This is a genomic window from Vibrio sp. S457-15 (assembly GCF_000960545.1).
Lineage (GTDB): Bacteria > Pseudomonadota > Gammaproteobacteria > Enterobacterales > Vibrionaceae > Vibrio > Vibrio parahaemolyticus.
On the sequence record NZ_JYOQ01000028.1, the window covers coordinates 395,714 to 417,168 of the forward strand.

Here is a 21,455-nt window from a genome sequence, read left to right on the forward strand (position 1 = left end):
CATTTCGTTATTGTAATGCCATGAATCGATCTCGTTGGATCATGAGTTGGTCGATACGAGCATCGTATCGCGCTTGTTCTAAGCTACCCAATTCGGCCATTTTACTTGCTTCACTGTAATATTGAATCGCTTTATTCCAGTTTGCTCTTAGCGCCAGAATTTCCGCGCGAGCTGCAAGCTCTTCATCACTACGTCCAAGGGCATGATAGCCTTTCGATAATAGCTGCCAGCCATTGCTATCTTCTGGGTTATCGTGTGTATAACGTTGAAGCGTACGCACAGCTTGATCATTTTGGTTTGCTTCAAGCAACGCGTTGGCGTAGTTAATGGTTAATACTTTGTTTTGAGGATTACGCTTTAGCGCGCTATTTAGCAACTCAACGGCTTTTTGTGGCTGTTTTTTCTCGATGTATAGATCGGTCATTGCATCTAAATAGAATGGGTTGCCCGGATCTTGCGCTAACAGCTTTTTCAAAATCGGTTCTGCTTGTGATAAGCGTTTGTTGTCCAAATGAACCAGCGCTCGGCCGTAATCAAATGACGGCATGATGTCCGCTGAAGCTTTCTTTTGAGTACGCTCAAACCAACCTAGTGCGGCTTGTCCGTCGATACCGGCATATCGCGCCACAATGCGTGCGCGCGCCAAATGGTAATCGATAGAGGGTGCAATGCGCATTGGGGGATAGGCTTGTGCACGTTGACGGCTATCTGCTACACGGTCTTCTGGTAAAGGGTGAGTCAGTAGCATTGGTGGCGGTTTGCTCGCGTAGCGGTATTCATCGGCCAAACGGCCAAAGAAACGCGGCATTGCTTGCACATCAAATCCTGCTTTCGCCAAGGTTGCGATACCGAAGCGGTCGGCTTCTTTCTCGTTTGAGCGAGTGTAGTTTATTTGGCTTTGCATGTTGCCTGCTGTTGCGGCGGTAATCGCTGCCATGCCTGCTTCTGGTGAAGCAATCGAAAGTAATAATGCACCAGCAAGCGCGGCTAAAGTAGCTGGAGAGCGTCTTGCCTGGTCTTCCATACTGCGCGCTAGGTGGCGCTGTGTTACGTGTGCAATTTCGTGCGCGACAACGGATGCGAGTTCACTTTCGCTACGAGCATGAAGAAATAGCCCTGAGTGCAATGCAACGTAACCGCCAAAAAAGGCAAAGGCGTTGATATTACGATCACGAATCATGAAGAAGTGGAACGGCGTTTTTACATCGTTCGCATTGGCAACGAGGCGGTGTCCGAGGGAATCGATATATTCGTTGATGACCGGATCGTTGACGATAGGCTTACTGGCTCTTAGCATGCGCATGTACGCGTCGCCATAAATCAACTCTTGGTCTATAGAAAGCGTGCCGCCAGCTGCCGTACCAATATCAGGCAAGTCGATGCTACTGGCGTAAGTCGTTGGTGAACTGATTGCAGCAGCAAGGCACAAACAAACGAGCGAGCGAGTGCGTTTTAACATACGGTTTAAAGATTCTCCAAAATACCTAAGTACGTGGTTGGAGGTCGAGTACCTCACAACATCACCACTATACTTTATGGTCATCCTCTAGGATGAATAGGCTAGCACTAAGACCAAAAATAAATGAATTGGTTTCGTAAATTGTTTTATATCCGAGTCATTTCAGCATGCGGTTAAATCATGTCAGAAGTGCTAGCACCAGCTCAAAAAGCCGTTACAATACAACCCTATCATAAGTGCAGAGCAATACAATGGAATCCATGTTACTTGATTTGCGCGAGCAACGCTGCCCAATGGCGCTGTTACTTGCCAAGCGTCACGCTGCTGAGGTCTTTCAGGATGAAAAATCGCAGTATCATCACCTTGTCATTCAAGTGGTGGATAACAGCTCTAAACGAGACATTGTGAATTACCTTCGTACCCAAGGGTACGTGGTTGATTGCCAATCTACACCAGAGCACTACACATTGACTGTTTTCAATAAGGAATCCGCATAAGATGTTCGAAATGGTAAGTCGTTGGTATCAACGCCGCTTCTCAGATCCCCACGCAGTAAGCCTTGTCGCCATTTTGCTGTTTGGTTTTATCACCATTTACTTCTTTGGGCATTTGATTGCGCCATTGCTGGTGGCGATCGTATTGGCATATCTCCTAGAATGGCCAGTGGTTAAATTGTCTCGTATGGGTGTGCCTCGCACCTTATCAGTGATTATTGTTCTGCTGATTTTTATCAGCATCATGCTGATTGCCTTATTTGGCTTGGTTCCGACGATCTGGACTCAGGTTGGTAACTTAATCAACGATATTCCGAACATGTATAACGGGCTGCAAAAGTTCATCATGACGTTGCCTGAGCGCCATCCGGAACTGGCGAACCTACAAATTGTAGAAACCGTCGTGACCAACGCGAAAAACCAAGCACTAGGTTTGGGTGAAAGCGTGGTAAAAGGCTCACTTGCATCGTTAGTTAGTATTGCCACATTGGCGGTGTACTTGATTTTGGTGCCGCTGCTGATTTTCTTCCTACTTAAAGACAAAGAAGAAATGCTTAGAATGGCGAGCGGCATTTTGCCGAAAAACCGTAAGCTGGCGAACAAAGTTTGGCACGAGATGAACGAGCAAATCTCGAACTACATTCGCGGGAAAGTGCTGGAAATCTTGATTGTTGGTGGCGTGAGCTACGTAACATTCGCGATTCTAGACCTACGTTACTCCGCGCTCTTGGCCGTTGCTGTAGGTTTGTCTGTATTGATTCCATATATTGGTGCAGCAGCGGTAACCGTACCGGTTGCGATTGTTGGTTTGTTCCAATGGGGCATGACGCCACAATTCTACTGGTTGCTGCTGGCTTACGGCATCATCCAAGCGCTAGATGGTAATGTGCTTGTGCCAGTTCTATTTTCAGAAGCGGTTAACCTTCACCCGGTTGCGATTATTGTTGCGGTACTGGTGTTTGGCGGTTTGTGGGGATTCTGGGGAGTCTTCTTTGCGATCCCATTAGCGACGTTAGTGAAAGCCGTTTGGAATGCGCTACCAAGCACCGAAGAAAGCGAACCCGTCCAAGAGTAACGCGTTCGACATTGAGCAAAGCTCAGTGATTATTCGATTGAATAAAAAGCCCAGCAATCAATGCTGGGCTTTTTCGATTCTTAGAACGTTAACTTTTAACGTATGACTCTAAACGAGCTCGCATTAGGCGTTTTCGTTTAGGTAGTTCAGAACCACTTCGTGGTGATCTTTCGTTTTGAACTTGTTGAATACGTGCTCAATCACGCCTTCTTCATTAATTAAGAAGCTGATGCGGTGAAGGCCATCGTAAACTTTGCCCATAAAGTTTTACCCTTGGGAATATTTTAAGACATAATATTTGACGAATTTACGAAAAGTCTTTATCTAATAGTCAGTTAGGATAATTGTAATTCTCTTTTAACTTCAAACATAGCAGCTGTCATATTTTTTTGTCAATTTGACCCTATCCACCGTTATCCAAGTGAAACCTGTCATAAAAACTGAGGTAAGATATGACGTGAAGCTACTTTTTACAAATGACAAAATCGCTTGGTGCTCACAAAATCAGTGGCATCTCTTCTGGCTCACCTTTGATCCAATCATTTTTTGCGATGCTCTCTGCCCTTGTTTTATTTAACAATAGTTTGAGCAAATTCAAGCAATGTTACGAAGTGACTATTAACTCGGTGGTTAAGCTCACGATTGGAAGCTTAATTTTTTTAACAACCAAGATTTAAATGTATTAACTCGTATAATTCGCTCAACAAAGTCTGTTTGTGTAGTGGGCAGAATCTAAATTTTACCTTAACATAGAGATAAGTAGAGGGAATAATTTAATATTTATCAAGTGGTTCACCTATGCATTCAAAAAATCTTGAAGATATTGATGTTAGTTTTCATTGTTATCCATTAGGTCTTGAACGATATGTTCGATGTACTTGGGCTCTGCATATGTACAGGCATCATGTTTTTCGTGCAAACTTGCCAGATTCTCTAATCTTGAATATCAAGCAAATAAATGAATCTATAGGAATTCTTGTAGAGGATATTGATTTAAATGAGTACAAAGATGGTTTTAGAACGTCATTATCTCTAAATAAATCTATTGAGGAAAATGAGTACCCTAAATGGATCTGGTTTTATGGTGTCGCTGCGTTAAAAGATTCAAACTTCTCAGGTTGGTTACGCAATCGGTTGACAGTCCGATCAATAGAAAATCTGCGAGTTGTATTTGTACTCGATTCTCGCGGCGATTATCAGGATGTGTTTTGTGATAGTAGGGAGCCTTTATATAAGTCTACTATGCTATTCCGGGCTGGCATTGACCACCAGAACTAGGGTTGTAGTAGTCAGCGAGGCTAATGAACGTGGAAGTACATTTATTAACCTAAGGCAGGCAAGTCAGCCTTTTAGAATCTAGCTTATTTACGCTTAAAACCGTGAATTGTCGCAGACTTGATAGACGCTGTTTAGTTCGACAAAATGACTGACAGCTAGGTGCTTATGAGCAGCAGAAGATATCCAAATAACTGGTTTTGGTTGCTCTTTTAATGGCTATATGATGACGTCTCCAACCCAAAAGGCACTCGCTGAATTTTACCAAGGTGAAGCAGGCATGATTCTAATAAGTAGTTTTCCTCTGTAGAGAATGAGAAGCAATATGAGAGAAGACTAACTATGGTCTACTGACTATTCAGATATACTCGGTATGGTTGAACTTTAAGCGGCTTTATCAAGCCGCTAAGAAACCTCAAAGTTAGTCATTTACCATATAATCCCATGTTCACGAAGTATACGTTGAGCTTGTACTTCTGAGGTGGCTAGGATGTATTTTGGGTTGTTACCAGGGATGAATACACCAATAGCACCTGGATTTGTCGAACTTTCCCAAAGAGCTGGCTGTGGGAAAGTTTTATCGGGTCTGCGTTCTACGATACTTACAGTTTGCCTGATGTTTTGATAGATTGGCTCGGTTGTTTTAAAGTTATTTGCTACAGAAAATACTTTTGCCTGGTTGTTTTTAGGACGGCAAAAATGACAGTCAAACGTTTTGTAACTAGGTTCTAACGTTCGGATACTACTAATAACATCAGAAAAAAGTATGCCTGTAGTTTCATTATCTAAAAGGAAAATATCGAATTGTAAGTTATTCTTATCGCCGTGAATATCTGCGACTAAGCTAGCTGCGTTTTCTGGTTGCGTTCTAATACCACCACTTAAAAAATAGTTAGTCACTCTACGCTGGCGTTTGTCATAAACTTGAGATGCGTCTTTATACTGAATTTCATTTTGTCGAAGCTTGTCGATGAAGTTTGTAGTTGAAGATGACAAAACAGTATTCGCAAGTGCAGCAAAATTTAGCTGTATATCATCGTCTTTATTGAAGGTCAGAGTGTGGTTTCTAGCCGTCCCATGACTGCTAATTAGTAATCTGTTTCTATTACTATCAATGCCTTGGAATAGGTACCCAATAAACTTTTCGTTAAGATGTACAGGTAAAACATTTATATTATACCTATTAGATAACTCTGATGCGATTAGATCATAATATTTATTTTTTGGCTCCTCACTTTGACATACCGATGATGTATTTCTTTTTATCGACTCAACTTTATTTTTCTGTAATAAAATTGATTTTAACTTATTGACCTTTTCCTCATTATTTGAATTTTTTATTGTTTTATTAATTCTTTTTAATGATAACTTTTCTAGATTGTTGTTATCAATTGCAGAAGAAACTTCTTTTGATGAAACATTTAGATTGAAAAAATCTCTCAGTTTTTTGCTTTGTATTAACATTTTTTACCTAGGTTGTTTACATTTGTGGAGCAATATGAGGTTTAGAAAATAAATAGCCTTGGAAAAAGCGTACGCCTAACTCTTTAAGTTTTATGTACTGTTCCCAACTCTCTACGCCTTCTGCTATAACTTCTAGTTTTGCTGTTTGGCACGCAGAAAGAATTGCGAATAAAATGGATTCTTCGTTATGATCGATAGTATCTATGAATTTCTTGTCAATCTTAACGTGTGTTAATCCTAGGTTGATCAAGTTTATAAAACTATTGTAACCACAACAAAAATCATCAATTTTAAAATAATAACCGTGATCATTTAAAAATTTTATATTTCTCTTTGCAGCTTCCCAGTTAGTAATTGGCGTGCGCTCAGTTAATTCAAAATGAAGTCTACCTGATAAAGGGAAATTTAATTCTTTCAATAAGTGTATTAGTTCATCACTTTCAATCTGATTCGGCGTGATGTTAACGCTAAACCAAGCATCTTCTTTGAATTTTTCAATGTTTTCGTTAATTTTAGATATAATTATCTTTACTATGGTAGATAAATGGCCAGAGCTTTCAAGTTGTTCAATAAAGAATGCTGGAGATAGGTATTTATCTCCTAATTTCCATCGAATTAAAGCCTCGTAACCAGAAATTTTTTCTTCTTCACAGTCATATATACCTTGAAAAAAAGGTATAAATTCATTGTTAATAATACCATTATCTATAGAACTTAACATTTAGCCACCTCTGATTCAAATTTATTGCAAAGTATTTAAATTGGCAACAGAAAGGAAATGAATAATGCTTACCTTTAAAATTACAGGATGTTTCATTGATACTCATGCTTGTTCACTATTCTTCATGTAATGTAGTGTTAATTCATATGATTTTGTCTTTTATGTGACTTAGTATAATTATGTATTTCTGTGTTTTATCAGGTGTTTAGTATAAATGGCTCTAGTAAAATTTACTGAAGTAAGAAACCTATTAAAGATGAATGTTAGCTCTGAGCAGCTAGATAAATTTGATTCAGTACTTAAAGTCAATCCACGGTTCTCAGATTTAAATAGAGAGCAAAAGATTACATTGAATATGATGTCAAAGTATTTACGTGAAGGGAAAAATCATAATAAAATACTGAGAATTCATAGTTTGATTAACAAGATTCAACTTAACGATGTAGTTAATCCTAGTACTCCAAGATTAGTTTCTGATTTGATAAAAGGTAGACAAGAGGGGCGATACCAACATTTTTCCGGAACGAATAGGGATGTATATATTGATACTGAAAATGGTGTTGGGTATAAAGTATTTAAAAGTGGTAGTTCTTGGAGTTGGATGGGTAATGCCGACTTGAGAATTAATGATATATATAAAAACAAGGGTTTCTATGGCGGGAAATACGCCAAGTACGCAAATAATTCAAAAATAAAGATGATTGATGATCGAGGTGTTAAACCAGAGATTGTTGATGTCTTCAAGTTTGAGTTAATACCTAATTCAGAACGTTTGTTTAGATCCGAGAAAATTCCCAAGTCTGTTTTGGCTATGATGGAAAAATGCGGTTATATGCCTTTTGATGTGAAACCAGACAACTTTGTCAAAGTGCTTAATGAAAAAGGCCAATATGACTATCTTCCTATAGATTCGAAACAAATCGGGAAAGTTGGAAGTGGTACAGTACGTACTCAAGAGGTTATTGAATTCAAAAAAATGTATGGGGCGTACTACTATGGCGGGCGCTATGTTGATGAGCGAAAATGATTTAAAGCTTGATAGATTAAGAAGGGAAGTTGTTTTGGGTATTGAACGTGCCGTGCGCTTAATTTCTGAAGACGAGGATGTCTGTATCATCAACAGCCATCTAAATGAACTGGAAAAAGCACATCTTTCTTTTGAGGAAGAATACAACTTTAGTTTGAAAATGAAAGGAAATAAACATGTTAGAATTAAAGCAGATATTTAGAAAGACATGCAATCCATCCTTTTTTGAAAGTTTTAATGAACAAGGCTTACAGTTAAAGTCGGTCAGACACTTATCGACAGAAGAAAGAGCCAAGATAAAACGTGTACCTTTTCCAAAAGGTGGTGTGACGCAGGCAAAAAATATTCAATTAGAAACTCTAGTTGCAGATAGTACAGTCCTTAATGGTTCTAACCAATTTGCGATTAAAGCTTTTGCAAGCGATCCTAAGTTTAACAAAAATAATACTCAAAAATCTGGTGACACAAATACAAAATTGATGAAATCGCTAGAGAAAGGCGATGTCAGTGTATTAAAAGGTAAAGGTATTATTGGCGGAGAGAGTACAACTACTCAGTTGCCATTTAAATGTGATATTGTTAAGTACGATAAAAATGGATTCAAATCAGCATCAGGGATTAATCAGGCTCAATTTGGTATTCAAGTTATAACTGGAAAGGAGATTACATCTGCGCAGTTAATTCCGGGAACCCCTTTAGGTCAATTTTACAATACTAATTCGTTCAGTGACCAGGTTAGTGTTGTATACATTCCAAATGGTGAGCGAGGGCTAACCGCACTCAAGGTGCCATTATCAGATATTGAGAAGAATAAAAATATTCTTGTCTCCAGTGGTGCCCTATCTGGTTGTACATCTGTGACAGCAATGGATAAAAATAATTTGTATGTTTTTCATGTTGGCAAAAGTGGTAACGACACTTCTACTTGGAAGACAAATAAAGATGGAGCTGCAATGGTAAAGCAGTGTGCAGAAAAAATGTCGGGAGTTAGTTCGCAAAGTTCTGGAGTTGTTTCAGAACTGCAGTCTTTAGTTAATTATTGTTCAAAAGCATTTGAACAAGCTACAATTCAATTTTGTGGTCACGGAGAAAAAATAAAAAATCCCAAAAATGTAAATATATTTGATTATAATAAACCTCAAAAGAATAAACCTTTTAGGGTTGGGAATCACGTTACTCTGATTAGTAACTCAAACGGTAATCTTCATATTTCCACTTTATGTGATGATATGTGGATCGATAATAAGAGATATAATACACAATCAATCGATAATAAAGTGGTCAAATTTGTGTAGTCACATAACATTAAATTATAACTAAGCTATACATTCTCTCTTTTATTTTTAGGGTCGAGATGTACTCGACCCTAACTTTATAGAAATTATTAATAAGGATAAACTATGCCTTTAAATAAAATAAATCCTATTCAGTCTAGCTATGTTTACAGTGGGAAATGCCATGAAGAACAAGCAGCTATCCCTGTGAGGAATATTTCTCATAAAACAATAGAAAAAGCGGTTTTGAAAACAGTTAAGCTAATTAAAAAAGGCGTATCAAAAGACAATGATGAAAAGTATGGTGTTCTAAAAAATCATATATCTTATGTTTGTAATTCAGAGATCAACAGAATACTGACTGAGAAATCAGGTACGATCAGTAATGGTAAACTAATCGGTATCAAACAAAAATCGATTAATCAGCAAGTGCTTATGGGAACTAAGTTAGATTACTTAATGTGTTCAGCACCATTGCAAAATTATTTGACATCATTATTAGATAGAGATCCTACGTTTAAAAAGTTAAATAAAGACGATAGGCAAGCGCTATTAAGCCAAGCTTATGAAATGTTAGATGGAAAAATCGATGAAAAGATTATCGCTAAGAAGCTTAAAATGCCTACAATTGCAGCATCCAAAGAGCTTGTTGCTGTTATTTGTGAAACTGAGTTTTCGAAAGTTGAATCAGATGCGAAAATGAAGAAGCGCCTTTCTGCAATTTTGTCAAAAGAACTGAATATTGAACTTAATCTTGGTGATTTTTGCGGCGAGACACTCAATGAGATAGAGCCAATTTTTAGTGAGTATTTATAATTTATTAATATTAATAAGGCTTCTTTTGTATTAGTAGAGGTTTCCTGAAAAAGGTGAATATACATGAATGTCGATAGTAAAGCAGGACCGGTTGAGTGTAATCAAAGTATTGATCATAGTTTTCATGATCAGCTGTGTGCATACATTGATTTAATGGATGACGCCATTAAAAATGGTCAGCAACTACCTAAAGATGCTGCCGCTGGAAATGATATTGCTTTGATGCCAGATTTTATTGATATAGCAAATAAGAAGAAGGCGGGGTTAAATGCTCTATTTTGTAATAATCCTCTCGAAATGGTCGAGAAAGTAAAGCAACTCCTATTGTTAGAAAAATCATCCGCAAGGTTTATTGTGAACTTAGGTTGTGGCGGTATTCATTGTATGGCGGTTGATTGCTTGGTTAGCGATGGAAAGTGTTCATTGATTGGTATTGAGCCTGTGGGAATGAACAGTTCCGGACCTGCACTATTGGCCATTCGATTGCAATCTATATGTAAAAGAGAACTGCCTGGAGCGTACTTGGCTATTTTCGAAACAGATATGCAACGCAGCTATGGTGAATGCGCAATGTTCTCGTTGTTTTTGGTTAAAAAGATGCATAAGGAAAGTGATCAATTTCAAGAGCTCCATAAGAAAAATATAGATCAAAACTTGCCTAAATCTGGAGAGATTATTGTTTCTGTCTCACAGGCCAATAATTTGTTACCTCCCTCCTTGATGAAGCATGTGCAATCACCAAAAAGGCTGGAAGCATATCTAGAATCAAGACCAGAAGTTGCTGATGTAGTAGTTAATAAAAAGGGAGAAACACTTTTGTCACGACAACAGCGTTATATTACTACTATAGAGGCAGAAGATAAGCAGATTACTTATAGTGCTTCTATTGAACATAAACGATTAACAGAAGTAAAAAAACTCTTAGAATCAATTTGATAATTTTATAAGAGAATGTGTATCTGATTTTGTTATGAATATAAGTAAAGTGCAGTGAGTGACTTCTCTCAACCTAGTTAAAAAGAGTTTCCTCGAATGCGTTAAGCTATGTTTCTCTTAGTATAGTTATTGGACAGAAGAGATAGGTATTACACGGATCAAAAAAATGACGTCTGCGGAAGTGAGTAACTGTCAGATCTGGTCTAAATTAGTATAAATAAATGTAAAAAAATCGCCTTTTAAAGGCGATTTTTTTTATTAAGATAGTTTTGCAGCCAATGCCGCTTCTAGCTCTTTGAGTCTGGCCTCTAAGCCTGAAAAGGTAAAGGATTGAAATCCATTCGCCAAATGTTGGTTCATAAACTTACAGAGATTTTGTTGAGCACTTTCCGTACTTTCTATTGAAGAACAGAAAGCGGATTTAAGTTTTTGCACTGCTACTTTACCATTTTGTTGCTCAAAACCCTCCATACATGGAAGCTCACAAAATGCTTTAAATAGAGCGTCTTTATATCCGTTACCTAATAGTTTAAGTTTATCTTCATTTGGTAGTGATTGTGATGCTTTTTGCGCCATGCTCTCCAGAATCGACTGGGCACTCTTAAGTTCAACTTGACCTAGTTTGCTGTCAGAACGGAATATACGATGTGGAGAGCCGCTTAAGCGCGTCATTGCAACTTCTACGATATCTCGTCCCGATTTATGTTTTGGTGATTCATCTGATACGACATCTGCCTGTTTATATACATCCGGATATTTACTTATTTCAGCCCACATTACTTGTAGGTATTGTGGTTTATCTGTTAAAACTTTCTCCAAAGCGCTGGTAGATGTTAGTCCTTTGAGTTCACTCTTCATGACTTTTTGCCAATCTACTTGCATGGCAGCGGTCAAATACTGGCTGATGTTTTCGCTAATTTGTAACAATGAGTCTGGAGCTACTTTTTGCGCTGATTGCATCAAGCTATCAGAGAAAATATCAACCTGCGATGGTTCTGCATGTTTCGTTGTTGTCGATACTGCTTTTTCCAATCGTCCGGTTTTTTTCAAAAGCGTATGACTAAACGAACTGATCTCTGCGAGTAACTGATCGCGACCTTCTCCCGACTGTTTCGCCGTTGTGGCTTTTGGAAGCGGTGGAGGCGGAGGTGGTGGGATGTCGCTACCATCATTGCTAGGACGTCGGTTGTCACTAAACGCTTTTGCCTTTGTGCGAATTTCTTTCATCAGCTCAGTTTCAGGTGACGTCTTTTTATTCTCAGCTTGTGGCACGGTTGGTTTCAGTTTTACACCAGCTCGTATCTCCTCCATTAGTTGAGAGCGGTTTGACTGCTCTGCTTTATTTTGCATTTGACTTTTGTTTGCCTTCACTTCTTTTTCTGGCTGCGGTGCTGGCGGTGCTGGCGGTGCTGGCGGTGCTGGCGGTGCTGGCGGTGCTGGCGGTGCTGGCGGTGCTGGCGGTGCTGATTCTTTTTCTTTTGTATTGCTGGCTCCAGATAATGCCGTCGGTAATTGAATTTTCGTGACAGAGCGAAGAGCTGGCTCGCACTTGTTTTTGAGATTTGGAATTCCTAAGAGTTTTGATTCACGGATTGCAGATGACACTTTGCTGATCGAAAAGGTCGAACTGCTCTTAGTTTTTGGCGTGTTTGGTTGTTCCGTGTTTTGAGATATTTGTACTTTAAAGGTTGACTTAAACATCGTCTTTCCTTTTCTGGTTGAACACACAGATATCATAGGAAAAACACGTCTTTGTTATTAGTTACTTTAAGTGGTTTTAGCTGAAGAAATCGTCCAGCATGTATTTGATAGGATTTTGCCCTCAGGACGGATTTCATTTTAATTCACATGATTCTAATTCGAGAGCAAGGTACGATTTTGAAGAAGTAAACAAGCAAAAGAGGTTTGTGTATGAAATCGTACAACGTGACTTCTCACGTTCATAGCAACACCAATGTTAGAAATCATGACATTGAAAACGATCGTGATTTCGGGAACTCCGTTACTCAAGTAAGAGAGAAGAATGCAACTCAGGCTTCAAAGTTAAACCGGGTACTCTCTATTTTTAATCAAAAAAAAGGAACTGAGTCGAAGGTTAAGCTTACAAAATGCGAAAATAAAGACTTTTCCGGCCCACGTGAAACAGATTTTAAATCATTATTGGAGGCCGTTTTTACTAAATCGAAGAAGAAAAGCGCTGGCGATGGTTTTACAAATTGGCATTTTGGTGTGACTCCTGCTGCATTTGGGCCGACACCTAATGAGGTTGCAGTTCGCATTGTTGAGAAAATCAGTTCGCAGCATCACTATTGCCAGGATGGCGTTATCGGAATTAAGCATTCTAGGTTAAAGGCTGGTATTGCCATTAATCATTCGGATAAGACGATCGCGCTCGTTTTCAAGCGTAAAAATGAGACTGGTCTACAGAACTTATTTAAACATAAAAACTCTCAACAAGATTATCTTAACGCTTCCGTTATCCTTAATCGCTTAATGTCTTACGCACAGGAAAACCTTGGAACGTACCAAGTTGTTATTGCGGGACAAAACCAAGATAACAAACTGATTGCCTATGCTGCGTCCAAAAATGAATCTGAGAATGAGAAATTAAAAATAGTTGTTGTATGAGAAAAGCGGGTCGTGACCCGCTTTTTTATTTTATTTATCATGCAATTAAACATACCAGACTCTTACGTACCATGCCTTTTTGTGATTGTTTGTGGTGTTCACTTTGATTCATGTTTTTTCATTGGTGTCTTGAATATTCCTGAAGTAATTTTTCATCAACGAAAGTCACTTAGTGAGGTTATATGTTCGATTTTTCATTACAAGGTGTTCAGGCTGTAAAACCATCAGTACTAGAGGAAACCTTCAACAATGTAGGTGAAGGGTTTGAAGATATCCTTAATACTTTAGAACAGATTCGTGGGCATGGTGATATGTCCGCTGTTGATGCATTACAGTTGCAACAAGATGTATTTCGCTACTCAATGTTCCAAGAGGTAGTGAGCAAAATTGCATCTAAATCAGCGACTGCGATTAACGAGGTTATGAAAGCTCAATGATTAGAAGAATTTGGTTTTATCTAGTCATATCACTGATGCTAGCAGGATGTGGCACTCAAGGGCAGAGCAAAATCGCGACCTTTGAATCAGCTGATCTGGCGAATAAAGTGGTGGTTATGCTTAATAAACATCAAATTCCTAGCACGCTTTCTGTGCAAAAAGAGTTGTATTCAGTTTCCGTTGATGAATCCAATGAAATGAAAGCGAGAGAGTTGCTCACAACGTTCAATTTCTATTTTGAGAAAGAAGACCTAAATGACTTGCTGGAGTCTAAGTTTGCGAGCTTAAGTAAGCTTGAGCAAGTAAAGAGCAACTTTCTACAAAGCCGAGAAATATCGAATAAATTGAGTGTGATGCCGAATATCTTTCGCGTTAGCGTCGTGGTAACGGGCAGTCAAAAAAAACGTATCTCAGTTCTTATTTTAAGCTTGTCAGAGTTGGATTCTGAAAATAAGGCAAATATTGAGCAGTTTTTAAAAGGAACGCTGGAATCTGAAGATAAATTGACAGTGAGTTATTTTGTTCAGGCAAGTTAGCATGAAAAAATACAACAGAGTTTATCAGCGCGTGCTTCATTATTATTTGTCAAAAGCACAGTTAGCAGAAGAAGAGTTTTTGGTTTTGACGACCCTGACAGAAGAGGAAATAGAATCATTTTTTTGGGATAGAATAAAGACGGTTAGAAAAGTTATTTACTTGCTAGGTCAAATTGTTGAGTATCAAAAAAGTAAAAGGGATATTGATTATCTGTCTTGGGTCGAGATGCAAGCATTGATTCCTAGGGAATTATGTCTAATTTCAGACAGCATTGGCTTGCATACTCAAATTGATGTCACAGATAAAAATAGTCTTGGTTTAGGATTGTTATCTTCAATTGATCGCAGAAAAGCAATTGTTTGGGGGCTTAGATTAAAACATAGCGCACCAGAACAAAAGCTGACAGTAGATAGTGGAGCGCGTCTTCGTTATTTGATAAATCGCATATCGCAATCTTAATCAAACTATTTCAATTATCAGAGATAACTTACATGGCAGAAACTTTAAACATAAACTCAGATTTAGAAGAAGATTTTTTTGAACTACTAGAGGGACGTTTGTACTCTGAACGTTTAAAAGAAATCCGAAAAAAAGAGAATATATCAGTAGAAACCTTAATGGCGATTTATGCGCTAGGAGAGGAGTTTTACAATCGCTTCCTGATGAAAGAAGCAGAAGTTATTTTTTCTGCATATATGGCTCTTTGCCCGTACGATCATCGTGGTCCTGGTAGTTTAGCCTCTATCTACTTAGAACAGGGTAAGTTTAACAAAGCACTAGAAATGCTTAACATTGCGAAAGTCTATCCGACAGCAGACTTTGATGAAACTATTTTAAATATTGCTTTGTGCCACTACAAACTAAAAGAGCACAATAACGCAGCAGTAATGCTTATCCTTGTTAAGAGAGAGAATCTTAATGAGTATTATGCTAAACGATACGACTATCTAAAGAGACAGTTGAATCCATATCTACAATAAAATGCTAATTAGGGAGTTGCTATGAAAGTTAATTCTAGCATCAGCTCTTCGGGGGCAGCGCCACATACTGGCACCGAGAGCCAAACAGGAAATCAGGGCGTAGTAGAGAGCGTAACGAACTTAGAGCAGGCGTTATCACTTCTTGAAAGTGACTCGCTAAATGTCGCTGATTTAAAAACACTGTCGGATACGGTTAATAATCAACGAAGTGCCTTGAACTTAATGTCGTCACGAAATGCTGAAGCAGACATTGCGAACTCTCTTAATGGGGCTATCGACCAGTACGCTAAAGAGTTAGAGCTTATACAAGGTTGGACTAATGGCGGTAAGGATATGTTTAATGCAGCCAACCGAGTGATGTTTAATACGATAGTCAGCTCTGGCAATGTGTCCGGCTTTAAGCTAGAAGACATTTTTCAAATTGCGATAATTGACTTCATGGCAAACGACTCCAATATTCCTAGAGACGTCTTTGGGGCAATGCAGCATTTCCTAGAAAGTACAGGGACAGGAAGTCATGGGGTGCATGAGGGATGGGATGGTGCGAAGTTTTCCCAAAACACAGATTTGGTTTGGGATTATATGAAAAACAACGCAAGTGCTACGAGTTTGTCTCGTGAAATCTTAAATTATCTGGATACTGTTGGAGGGAAATCGGCCCTTAAAAATCAATATTCGACAGCGTTTGATAATAGCGAGGGATACGCATTTAACTCTGGGTTTAATAAAGATAACGGACTTAGCCCAATGTTAAGGCTCACGTTAATGTCAAATTATCTAAAGGAAAATCCGGATATAAAGCAAGCAGATATGGAAATCTTTTTGAAAGGCTCATTCGCTCAAATGGAGAAGTTTGTCCAAGATACAGCGAAGCAAAGTATGATTGATCTGCTTTCAAAGGATTCTCAATGGAGGATTGTCGACATGAATGGAAAACAGGTAATCGACTGGGAAGGTGTTGGCTTGGATTCGTCATTCTTTGTTGGTCTTTATCAAAAATTTCCACCTCGCGTCTTGAGTGATGAAGATACGACAAACATTAACCGAATTGGTGATACGGTTAAAATGATTCAACAAACGTTGAAATATTGGATTCAGATTATGCGCGATGAACGCATGGCTGTGGCTAGAAATATTTAAATTTGTGTTAGTCGGAGGCACAAAACTCGAGAGTAGTTTTATTCTGGCGAGTAATTAACAAGTTCCGATAAATCATATAGGTGAAAAATATGAGATCATCTTTAGTATCAAATCTTGAGCCTGTTGCTCTATGGAGCCAGGCAAATGAAGAAATTGAAAAAGCGCAAAATAAACCACAAGAATTTGCAGAAAGTGGTGCAGTTGTTCCTGGTCAACCACTTCCAGGCAGCTCTGTATCGCTAAATGACTTGTGGCGCGTTATCAAAGACAGTATGAAAGACGTGGCTGAAGCCGTATCTGGTACAGGTCAAGAAAACGTAGCAACGAAAAAAGGTCTGATCCAAATCCAAAAGGATTCTCAGATCCAAATGCTTAATGAGCGTGCTTCTCAACTTGAAGAGCAGAAGAAGGCTGAACAAAAACAAAGTATTTGGGGCAAAATTGCTATGGCGCTTAGCTTCGTCGCGGCAATTATCATGGCACCATTTAACCCTGTGATGGCTGCGGTAATGATTGGTGGTTTAATTGCGAGTTTAGTCATTCCAAAAATCGCTGATGAGATCATGAAAGCTGCTGGTGTTGATGAGAATACTCGCGGTTATGTAAAGCTTGGTCTTGACTTGGCAATTGGTATTGGCTCTGCGATTTTAAGTTTCAACCCAGCAAACATCGCGACTTCGGCTGGTAAGGCAATTGCCGGCGGAGCTGCTAAGGTTGGCGCATTTGTTAGTAAAACCATGAATGCAGCGAACACGCTAAAATCTTTTAGCTCTATTTCTTCTAAGGCAGGAAATATTGTCAACAAAATGAAGAAAATGATCGATCCGTTGCTTAATAAAATACAAGATTTTGCTAAAGGCGGACAAATGGCAACAAGCCGTATTTCACAAGCCAGCTCTGTTGCATCAAATGTCACTTCGACGGTCAGCATGGGATACGGTGTGAAATCGGCAGATGTTGCTAAAGACTTAGAAATTGCGCAAGCAAAACAAGATGAGCTACAAACCCGAATTGATCAAGTTCTAATGATGCTCGAGCAAGCACTGCGTTCTGTGGCGCATTCGTTTGAATCTTTGTTCAAAACAAACGAAGACCACCGCGAATTTACAAAAGCAATGTCATCAATTCATATGTAATCGGAGCAGATAAATGAAACCAATTAGTATTAATACAGCCGCTTCTGCAAACGCATCAGCTCAAGAAGCAACAAACCACAACGCGTCAGTTAGCGTGGATGTACAACAATGGCAACAATTTGATTCGTCGTTAGAAAAAGCGAGCCAAGGCGGCGTATCAATGAGCGAGCTATTGGCATTACTATCTCAGATTATCTCGTCAGCAAAAGAGCTACGTTCACAGGTAATGCAAAGCCGAATTGATGAAGCGAAGGCAACAACAGAGCTTGCTATCGTGCTTGCAGATGATCGCCGCAGCGATGCGCAAATGAAGTTTGGTATTTCATTAGCGTCATCTGTTATGAACATGGCATTGACAACAGCGTCATCAGTTCGTATTGGTCAAACCAAAACTCTAAAAGACAAGCATCTGTCAAGCATGTCAGGAAATGGTGACATGAAAGTGTCAGATCTTTCTATGAAGGATTTGAACAAGTTCACCGCGCAACTTCAGCAAGCTCGTACGGCTAAATACAACACGGTTTCTCAAAGCGGTAACATGGCTAACTCTATGGTGGGTAATGCAAATGACATTATTAACGCCGAAGAAGTTAAGCACCAAGAGGAAGGAACGGCGAGTAAGCAGCTTAAAGAGAAAGTAGATGCTCATTTGGATCAATTTATCCAAGAGTTGACCACAGAAGCGGTCAAACTCAATGAGATTCTAGATTTGATGGCTCGCGCAAGTTTGGTCACAAACCGATAAGAGTAAAAGTAAAGGAGCAGGCGGGTTATATACCCGCCTTATTATAATTTATGCGCCCAGTTTCGTTTGTCACCCCACTTCGTGCAGAGCGTATATCTGAAGTTTCAAGTTCTCGTAGCATACGAGAAGAAGAAAAACCTAAGCGTGTTAGAGATGTTAAAGATTCTGAAAGGCAGGAAAAGAAACGCCACCGAGTCTTCAGAATAAAAAAAGCCCCAATGACACCTCAACAGCAGAGACAGTTTGCGAAGCAGCTAAACAGTTATCAGCTTAGGGCTATGCGCGATTGGTATAGCTTTTCAGAGTCGTTAGATATTGAATCTTTAAATGATGCTCAAAAGTGGGTTTTACATGCAGTTAATCAAAGCCAACACCTCTATCCTAAAACATTGAGAAGAGAAATTAGGGCATATCTAAATGGTGTATCTCTAGACCAGTTCGCTTCTCTTGATGAGGCACCTGATGGTGCAACGATTCAACAGCTTTTAGCCTATGAAGATTACTTAGAAGGCATATTGGCAATTCTTGTTTTATGTCGACGTTATGATGAGAGAGAGAAGAAGCGGAAGTTAAGACAAAATGCAGAAGAAAATTGCTCATCTGAAAATAAAGAATAAACCTTTAGATCCCTACGAAATACTTAAAAACAAATCTAATCGAATTAGTTGGAATGGATTGTCAGACTCTGAGAAGTTTGTTGATAAGGAAAACTTAATGGACTGGTTTGTGTTACTAAGAGATTACTCTGAGGACACGGTTAAAGCAGTTGTTATCGATGGCCTGTTGGAAAATCAGTTCCATAAAGTTACGTTTATTCTTCAATTGGCGATGACTCCCGATTTCCAATCATTGGGTTCTAAACAGGTATATGAATTACTTTATGATTTTGTATCTCGTACTCCGAAATCCGTACTCGGGTGGATAGATGAAAAAGATTATCAAATGAGTAGAGACGTATTAGCTTTATTGTCCAGAAATCGATGAGGTAAAAGATGGTTGATAAACTCTGTGTAATAGAACAAAAGAATATAACGAAAGCTGTGTTCAAAAAAGTTGCACCTATTGTTGGAAAGGTGTTTGATAATGATGAAATAAAATTAGATTTCGGCGAACTGATATTTAATCTGCCTAAGAGCGAATCACTGATTGCAATGAATCTCGTAAATTTTGGCATAGAGGCCAAAGTTTATTTATGTGAACAAGAGGCTCAGCGATTACTTGGCGTCGAAGTCAAGTATTTGGATGAGAAGTACATTTCATATTTAATCACACAAAATCTGTCACGTATAGGGCTGCACTTTGATAAGTTAGTGTCATGGGATGAAGTCGATAATGTATCACTTATTCATTCCATGCTGAGTTTTGGTGAGCAAAAAATAGATGCAATTGTTGATATTGAAAGTCTAAAAGCAGAACAAGCATATATGGCTATGAAAGAAAACAATATAAGTCGTCATTTGATTGTTAAAACTGAACTCTCTTTGTTTGAAACATACCTTGATTCGTCTGAAATTAGTTCATTGACTAATGATGATGTTGTTTTGGTTTATCCTAAATAAAATGGAGTATATTGAAAAATTCCTTCTTCAATTGGAAAAAAATGAAGAGTATGTTTTTGAAAGTTGTTTGGATGATTTTATTATCCCTATTTGCCCATTTTTTCAACTGGTGCATGTCATCAACCTCAATGAAACATTACAAAAACTGAAAACAATTGAAGAGAGTTGCTTTGGCTTGTTGGTAAGGGATGGTGGCTATGTGTCATTAGCTATTTCAGAACAGAACTTTATACAAGAGGAAGTAAGAAGAAATATTCTTCAGTTATTGGAAATAATGAGGTTTTAATATGATAAACAGCCTTAATATACAAAATACTGGTTCAATCAGCGAATTGGATCAGAATCCAAAATTAACTATAAACAGTGCGCCTGCACCAAGCGTCCTACCTCGTTCTGAGGCGCTAGCTAATTCAAACGATGTCTTACCTAGCGCGGTTACTGCTCAAGATAGTTGTTTTGAACAGGGTGATGAGAAAGTAACCGAAAATAATAATAATGTAAATAAACCAGCAAAAAACAAGAAAGTTAATTGTAAATCTAATAAGTACAATAACAAAACAAAAGCCAAAACTCATTTAGCGGCTATTGCTGGTGCGACAACGTTAGGTGCTGTGCTGGCTCCTTTTACTGGGGGTTTAAGTTTATTACCTACAGCATTCGTAGTGTTGTTTGGTAACGCATCAGCATTAGCAATGTACGGTGGTTCGGAGTTCTTCCTCGGACAAAATGCAATAAATAAGGAGGAAGAGCCGAAAGACAAGCTAAAAGAAAAGGAGACCCCAGAGACTGCGTTAAAGCGTACTCCAGAGAGACCAATTTTCCCTCGTTACTTGGAACGTCGCATACACTTTGATGAAGTTGATGGATTAAAGCGCAATGGGCCCGATTCCTTCAATGTAACAAATAACTACTACTCGCCAACGTTTAATATCAATGTTGGCGATTATTTTTTTAATAACCAAACAAATAATAGAGACGAAAGTAAAGCTGAAGATAAACCATTTTCGCAACCTGCAGCTCAATCAGACGCTTCTTCACAAACTACAACGTTGTTCGATGAAGCTATTCAGAACATGGGGCAATTACAGGTTGTAGATGTTTCTGAGATCAGTCCTGATACCTTATTTAGTGAGGTGACCGATCATGCTACAAATATTGGTACAGAAGATACCGTAGACAACTTGTTAGGTGCACTTGAGAGTTGTCACTTGCAAAGTGGTCAGGCCAAACTAGTAAAGGTTACGCTAGAAGGAGGGCTGCAAGCTTATCTAGGTGGTATCTCTGATGACACTGCAGATGCTTTACCGCCTGTTGTTACAGAAAACGTAACGTCTTCACCAGTTAAAAAATGGCCAGAAGTTAAGATACCGGCACGTATTATCACCACTTCAGGCAATGCGAGCGTTGATGGTAACCCAGGTTACCGTCCAACACGCGTCGACAGCAATGGTGAGACGATGGGCTATGAGATGCGCGATCGCGTATCATCCTCTTCGACGCCATCGCCAAGCGCGGCTCCGTCATCGAAGGGCAGTGTGAATACAGAAGGGAGCGCGACTCAAACGGGGACGCCAGCACAAGCTGACAGTACGAAGGGTATGGAAGCAAATGTGGCAACACCAGAGCAGAAACCAAGTGCGGATGCGTCTAGCGGTGAGCCAACTTCGGCACAAGGTAATGCATCAGAAGGTATTGATTCCGGTGTAGGTACGCCAGAAGCGACACCGAGTGTGGACGCGGCAACGGGTGAGC

The 21,455-nt window shown here is 39.0% G+C and carries 25 protein-coding genes and 3 pseudogenes; 22 read left to right on the forward strand and 6 right to left on the reverse strand.

What is annotated here, in order from left to right:
• Window positions 1-7 precede the first annotated feature (7 nt).
• Window positions 8-1,459 carry a beta-barrel assembly-enhancing protease gene (locus UF05_RS04645; RefSeq protein WP_025503459.1) on the reverse strand — a complete coding sequence of 484 codons (1,452 nt, stop codon included), beginning with the start codon at window positions 1,457-1,459 and terminating at the stop codon, window positions 8-10.
• Window positions 1,460-1,719: 260 nt separating this feature from the next.
• Here UF05_RS04645 and UF05_RS04650 point away from each other — a divergent pair, with 260 nt between their 5' ends.
• Together UF05_RS04650 and UF05_RS04655 are read left to right on the forward strand one after the other, a co-directional pair.
• Entirely contained in the window at window positions 1,720-1,956 is a 237-nt protein-coding gene (locus UF05_RS04650) for a sulfurtransferase TusA family protein (RefSeq protein WP_005481078.1), read from the forward strand.
• A 1-nt stretch (window position 1,957) separates the two neighbouring features.
• On the forward strand, window positions 1,958-3,028 hold the full coding sequence (locus tag UF05_RS04655) for an AI-2E family transporter (protein ID WP_005457764.1): 1,071 nt from the start codon (window positions 1,958-1,960) through the stop codon (window positions 3,026-3,028).
• Between the two features lie 123 nt (window positions 3,029-3,151).
• Here the strand turns inward: UF05_RS04655 and UF05_RS23980 are convergent.
• Window positions 3,152-3,292, reverse strand: a pseudogene (locus tag UF05_RS23980) (thioredoxin-dependent thiol peroxidase); the annotation flags it as partial.
• A gap of 534 nt (window positions 3,293-3,826) precedes the next feature.
• Between UF05_RS23980 and UF05_RS04665 the strand changes: the two are divergent.
• Window positions 3,827-4,306: a hypothetical protein gene (locus UF05_RS04665; protein WP_045545056.1), complete on the forward strand. Its 480-nt coding sequence runs from the start codon at window positions 3,827-3,829 to the stop codon at window positions 4,304-4,306.
• A 426-nt stretch (window positions 4,307-4,732) separates the two neighbouring features.
• Here UF05_RS04665 and UF05_RS04670 read toward each other — a convergent pair whose 3' ends face one another.
• Both UF05_RS04670 and UF05_RS04675 read right to left on the reverse strand, forming a co-directional pair.
• A complete protein-coding gene (locus UF05_RS04670; protein ID WP_045545057.1) occupies window positions 4,733-5,767 on the reverse strand; it encodes a putative adhesin in 1,035 nt (344 codons plus the stop codon).
• A gap of 16 nt (window positions 5,768-5,783) precedes the next feature.
• The gene (locus UF05_RS04675; RefSeq protein WP_031852425.1) at window positions 5,784-6,488 is read right to left on the reverse strand and encodes an EAL domain-containing protein; all 705 of its coding nucleotides are present in this window, start codon (window positions 6,486-6,488) and stop codon (window positions 5,784-5,786) included.
• 214 nt (window positions 6,489-6,702) lie between these two features.
• On the opposite strand from UF05_RS04675, the gene UF05_RS04680 reads away from it, so the two are divergent.
• From UF05_RS04680 to UF05_RS04700, 5 genes are all read left to right on the forward strand, one after another.
• Window positions 6,703-7,515: a hypothetical protein gene (locus tag UF05_RS04680; protein WP_029803930.1), complete on the forward strand. Its 813-nt coding sequence runs from the start codon at window positions 6,703-6,705 to the stop codon at window positions 7,513-7,515.
• A complete protein-coding gene (locus tag UF05_RS04685) occupies window positions 7,502-7,717 on the forward strand; it encodes a hypothetical protein (protein ID WP_139103948.1) in 216 nt (71 codons plus the stop codon). The genes UF05_RS04680 and UF05_RS04685 overlap by 14 nt, the downstream gene beginning before the upstream one ends.
• Window positions 7,692-8,810, forward strand: a complete 1,119-nt coding sequence (locus tag UF05_RS04690; RefSeq protein WP_045545058.1) for a cytotoxic necrotizing factor Rho-activating domain-containing protein — start codon at window positions 7,692-7,694, stop codon at window positions 8,808-8,810. The genes UF05_RS04685 and UF05_RS04690 overlap by 26 nt, the downstream gene beginning before the upstream one ends.
• A gap of 105 nt (window positions 8,811-8,915) precedes the next feature.
• The gene (locus tag UF05_RS04695; protein WP_045545059.1) at window positions 8,916-9,605 is read left to right on the forward strand and encodes a hypothetical protein; all 690 of its coding nucleotides are present in this window, start codon (window positions 8,916-8,918) and stop codon (window positions 9,603-9,605) included.
• A 63-nt stretch (window positions 9,606-9,668) separates the two neighbouring features.
• Window positions 9,669-10,541 carry a YopJ/AvrA family T3SS effector serine/threonine acetyltransferase gene (locus tag UF05_RS04700; RefSeq protein ID WP_031852429.1) on the forward strand — a complete coding sequence of 291 codons (873 nt, stop codon included), beginning with the start codon at window positions 9,669-9,671 and terminating at the stop codon, window positions 10,539-10,541.
• 258 nt (window positions 10,542-10,799) lie between these two features.
• Here UF05_RS04700 and UF05_RS04705 read toward each other — a convergent pair whose 3' ends face one another.
• Window positions 10,800-11,768 (reverse strand): hypothetical protein, encoded by a 969-nt coding sequence (locus UF05_RS04705; protein WP_231583795.1) that lies wholly within the window; start codon window positions 11,766-11,768, stop codon window positions 10,800-10,802.
• 63 nt (window positions 11,769-11,831) lie between these two features.
• A pseudogene (locus UF05_RS26720) lies at window positions 11,832-11,891 on the reverse strand (hypothetical protein); the annotation flags it as partial.
• On the opposite strand from UF05_RS26720, the gene UF05_RS26435 reads away from it, so the two are divergent.
• The 14 genes and pseudogenes from UF05_RS26435 to UF05_RS04770 form a co-directional block, all read left to right on the forward strand.
• Window positions 11,867-12,067, forward strand: coding sequence for a hypothetical protein (locus tag UF05_RS26435; RefSeq protein ID WP_231583799.1), 201 nt, complete (start codon window positions 11,867-11,869; stop codon window positions 12,065-12,067). The pseudogene UF05_RS26720 and the gene UF05_RS26435 sit on opposite strands and share 25 nt — an antisense overlap.
• A 385-nt stretch (window positions 12,068-12,452) precedes the next feature.
• Window positions 12,453-13,169 carry a hypothetical protein gene (locus tag UF05_RS04710; protein ID WP_045545060.1) on the forward strand — a complete coding sequence of 239 codons (717 nt, stop codon included), beginning with the start codon at window positions 12,453-12,455 and terminating at the stop codon, window positions 13,167-13,169.
• Between the two features lie 182 nt (window positions 13,170-13,351).
• Entirely contained in the window at window positions 13,352-13,606 is a 255-nt protein-coding gene (sctI, locus tag UF05_RS04715; RefSeq protein WP_005484531.1) for a type III secretion system inner rod subunit SctI, read from the forward strand.
• Between the two features lie 35 nt (window positions 13,607-13,641).
• On the forward strand, window positions 13,642-14,142 hold the full coding sequence (locus UF05_RS04720) for a type III secretion protein (RefSeq protein ID WP_370446093.1): 501 nt from the start codon (window positions 13,642-13,644) through the stop codon (window positions 14,140-14,142).
• A 1-nt stretch (window position 14,143) separates the two neighbouring features.
• The gene (locus UF05_RS04725) at window positions 14,144-14,602 is read left to right on the forward strand and encodes a hypothetical protein (RefSeq protein WP_045545061.1); all 459 of its coding nucleotides are present in this window, start codon (window positions 14,144-14,146) and stop codon (window positions 14,600-14,602) included.
• A gap of 32 nt (window positions 14,603-14,634) precedes the next feature.
• Window positions 14,635-15,123, forward strand: coding sequence for a hypothetical protein (locus UF05_RS04730; protein ID WP_021821942.1), 489 nt, complete (start codon window positions 14,635-14,637; stop codon window positions 15,121-15,123).
• A 21-nt stretch (window positions 15,124-15,144) separates the two neighbouring features.
• Window positions 15,145-16,263, forward strand: a complete 1,119-nt coding sequence (locus UF05_RS04735) for a hypothetical protein (protein WP_045545062.1) — start codon at window positions 15,145-15,147, stop codon at window positions 16,261-16,263.
• A gap of 89 nt (window positions 16,264-16,352) precedes the next feature.
• A complete protein-coding gene (locus tag UF05_RS04740; protein ID WP_045545063.1) occupies window positions 16,353-17,399 on the forward strand; it encodes a hypothetical protein in 1,047 nt (348 codons plus the stop codon).
• Between the two features lie 13 nt (window positions 17,400-17,412).
• Window positions 17,413-18,144 (forward strand): hypothetical protein, encoded by a 732-nt coding sequence (locus UF05_RS04745; protein ID WP_031852435.1) that lies wholly within the window; start codon window positions 17,413-17,415, stop codon window positions 18,142-18,144.
• 50 nt (window positions 18,145-18,194) lie between these two features.
• A complete protein-coding gene (locus UF05_RS04750; protein WP_045545064.1) occupies window positions 18,195-18,761 on the forward strand; it encodes a hypothetical protein in 567 nt (188 codons plus the stop codon).
• The gene (locus UF05_RS04755; RefSeq protein ID WP_031816290.1) at window positions 18,724-19,128 is read left to right on the forward strand and encodes a hypothetical protein; all 405 of its coding nucleotides are present in this window, start codon (window positions 18,724-18,726) and stop codon (window positions 19,126-19,128) included. Before UF05_RS04750 ends, UF05_RS04755 begins: the two co-directional genes overlap by 38 nt.
• 8 nt (window positions 19,129-19,136) lie before the next feature.
• Window positions 19,137-19,703 (forward strand): hypothetical protein, encoded by a 567-nt coding sequence (locus UF05_RS04760; RefSeq protein WP_031816291.1) that lies wholly within the window; start codon window positions 19,137-19,139, stop codon window positions 19,701-19,703.
• Window position 19,704: 1 nt separating this feature from the next.
• Window positions 19,705-19,989 carry a hypothetical protein gene (locus UF05_RS04765; RefSeq protein ID WP_031779571.1) on the forward strand — a complete coding sequence of 95 codons (285 nt, stop codon included), beginning with the start codon at window positions 19,705-19,707 and terminating at the stop codon, window positions 19,987-19,989.
• A gap of 1 nt (window position 19,990) precedes the next feature.
• A pseudogene (locus UF05_RS04770) lies at window positions 19,991-21,455 on the forward strand (hypothetical protein); the annotation flags it as partial.

Coding starts and splice junctions, on each gene's coding strand:
- UF05_RS04700 (WP_031852429.1), top strand. CDS start 9,669: ATGAATGTCGATAGTAAAGCAGGACCGGTTGAGTGTAATCAAAGTATT.
- UF05_RS04730 (WP_021821942.1), top strand. CDS start 14,635: ATGGCAGAAACTTTAAACATAAACTCAGATTTAGAAGAAGATTTTTTT.
- UF05_RS04750 (WP_045545064.1), top strand. CDS start 18,195: ATGCGCCCAGTTTCGTTTGTCACCCCACTTCGTGCAGAGCGTATATCT.
- UF05_RS04745 (WP_031852435.1), top strand. CDS start 17,413: ATGAAACCAATTAGTATTAATACAGCCGCTTCTGCAAACGCATCAGCT.
- UF05_RS04705 (WP_231583795.1), bottom strand. CDS start 11,768: ATGAAAGAAATTCGCACAAAGGCAAAAGCGTTTAGTGACAACCGACGT.
- UF05_RS04650 (WP_005481078.1), top strand. CDS start 1,720: ATGTTACTTGATTTGCGCGAGCAACGCTGCCCAATGGCGCTGTTACTT.
- UF05_RS04765 (WP_031779571.1), top strand. CDS start 19,705: ATGGAGTATATTGAAAAATTCCTTCTTCAATTGGAAAAAAATGAAGAG.
- UF05_RS04695 (WP_045545059.1), top strand. CDS start 8,916: ATGCCTTTAAATAAAATAAATCCTATTCAGTCTAGCTATGTTTACAGT.
- UF05_RS04710 (WP_045545060.1), top strand. CDS start 12,453: ATGAAATCGTACAACGTGACTTCTCACGTTCATAGCAACACCAATGTT.
- UF05_RS04675 (WP_031852425.1), bottom strand. CDS start 6,488: ATGTTAAGTTCTATAGATAATGGTATTATTAACAATGAATTTATACCT.
- UF05_RS04760 (WP_031816291.1), top strand. CDS start 19,137: ATGGTTGATAAACTCTGTGTAATAGAACAAAAGAATATAACGAAAGCT.
- UF05_RS04645 (WP_025503459.1), bottom strand. CDS start 1,459: ATGTTAAAACGCACTCGCTCGCTCGTTTGTTTGTGCCTTGCTGCTGCA.
- sctI (WP_005484531.1), top strand. CDS start 13,352: ATGTTCGATTTTTCATTACAAGGTGTTCAGGCTGTAAAACCATCAGTA.
- UF05_RS04720 (WP_370446093.1), top strand. CDS start 13,642: ATGCTAGCAGGATGTGGCACTCAAGGGCAGAGCAAAATCGCGACCTTT.
- UF05_RS04690 (WP_045545058.1), top strand. CDS start 7,692: ATGTTAGAATTAAAGCAGATATTTAGAAAGACATGCAATCCATCCTTT.
- UF05_RS04665 (WP_045545056.1), top strand. CDS start 3,827: ATGCATTCAAAAAATCTTGAAGATATTGATGTTAGTTTTCATTGTTAT.
- UF05_RS04655 (WP_005457764.1), top strand. CDS start 1,958: ATGTTCGAAATGGTAAGTCGTTGGTATCAACGCCGCTTCTCAGATCCC.
- UF05_RS04740 (WP_045545063.1), top strand. CDS start 16,353: ATGAGATCATCTTTAGTATCAAATCTTGAGCCTGTTGCTCTATGGAGC.
- UF05_RS04755 (WP_031816290.1), top strand. CDS start 18,724: ATGCAGAAGAAAATTGCTCATCTGAAAATAAAGAATAAACCTTTAGAT.
- UF05_RS04670 (WP_045545057.1), bottom strand. CDS start 5,767: ATGTTAATACAAAGCAAAAAACTGAGAGATTTTTTCAATCTAAATGTT.
- UF05_RS04680 (WP_029803930.1), top strand. CDS start 6,703: ATGGCTCTAGTAAAATTTACTGAAGTAAGAAACCTATTAAAGATGAAT.
- UF05_RS04735 (WP_045545062.1), top strand. CDS start 15,145: ATGAAAGTTAATTCTAGCATCAGCTCTTCGGGGGCAGCGCCACATACT.
- UF05_RS04725 (WP_045545061.1), top strand. CDS start 14,144: ATGAAAAAATACAACAGAGTTTATCAGCGCGTGCTTCATTATTATTTG.
- UF05_RS04685 (WP_139103948.1), top strand. CDS start 7,502: ATGAGCGAAAATGATTTAAAGCTTGATAGATTAAGAAGGGAAGTTGTT.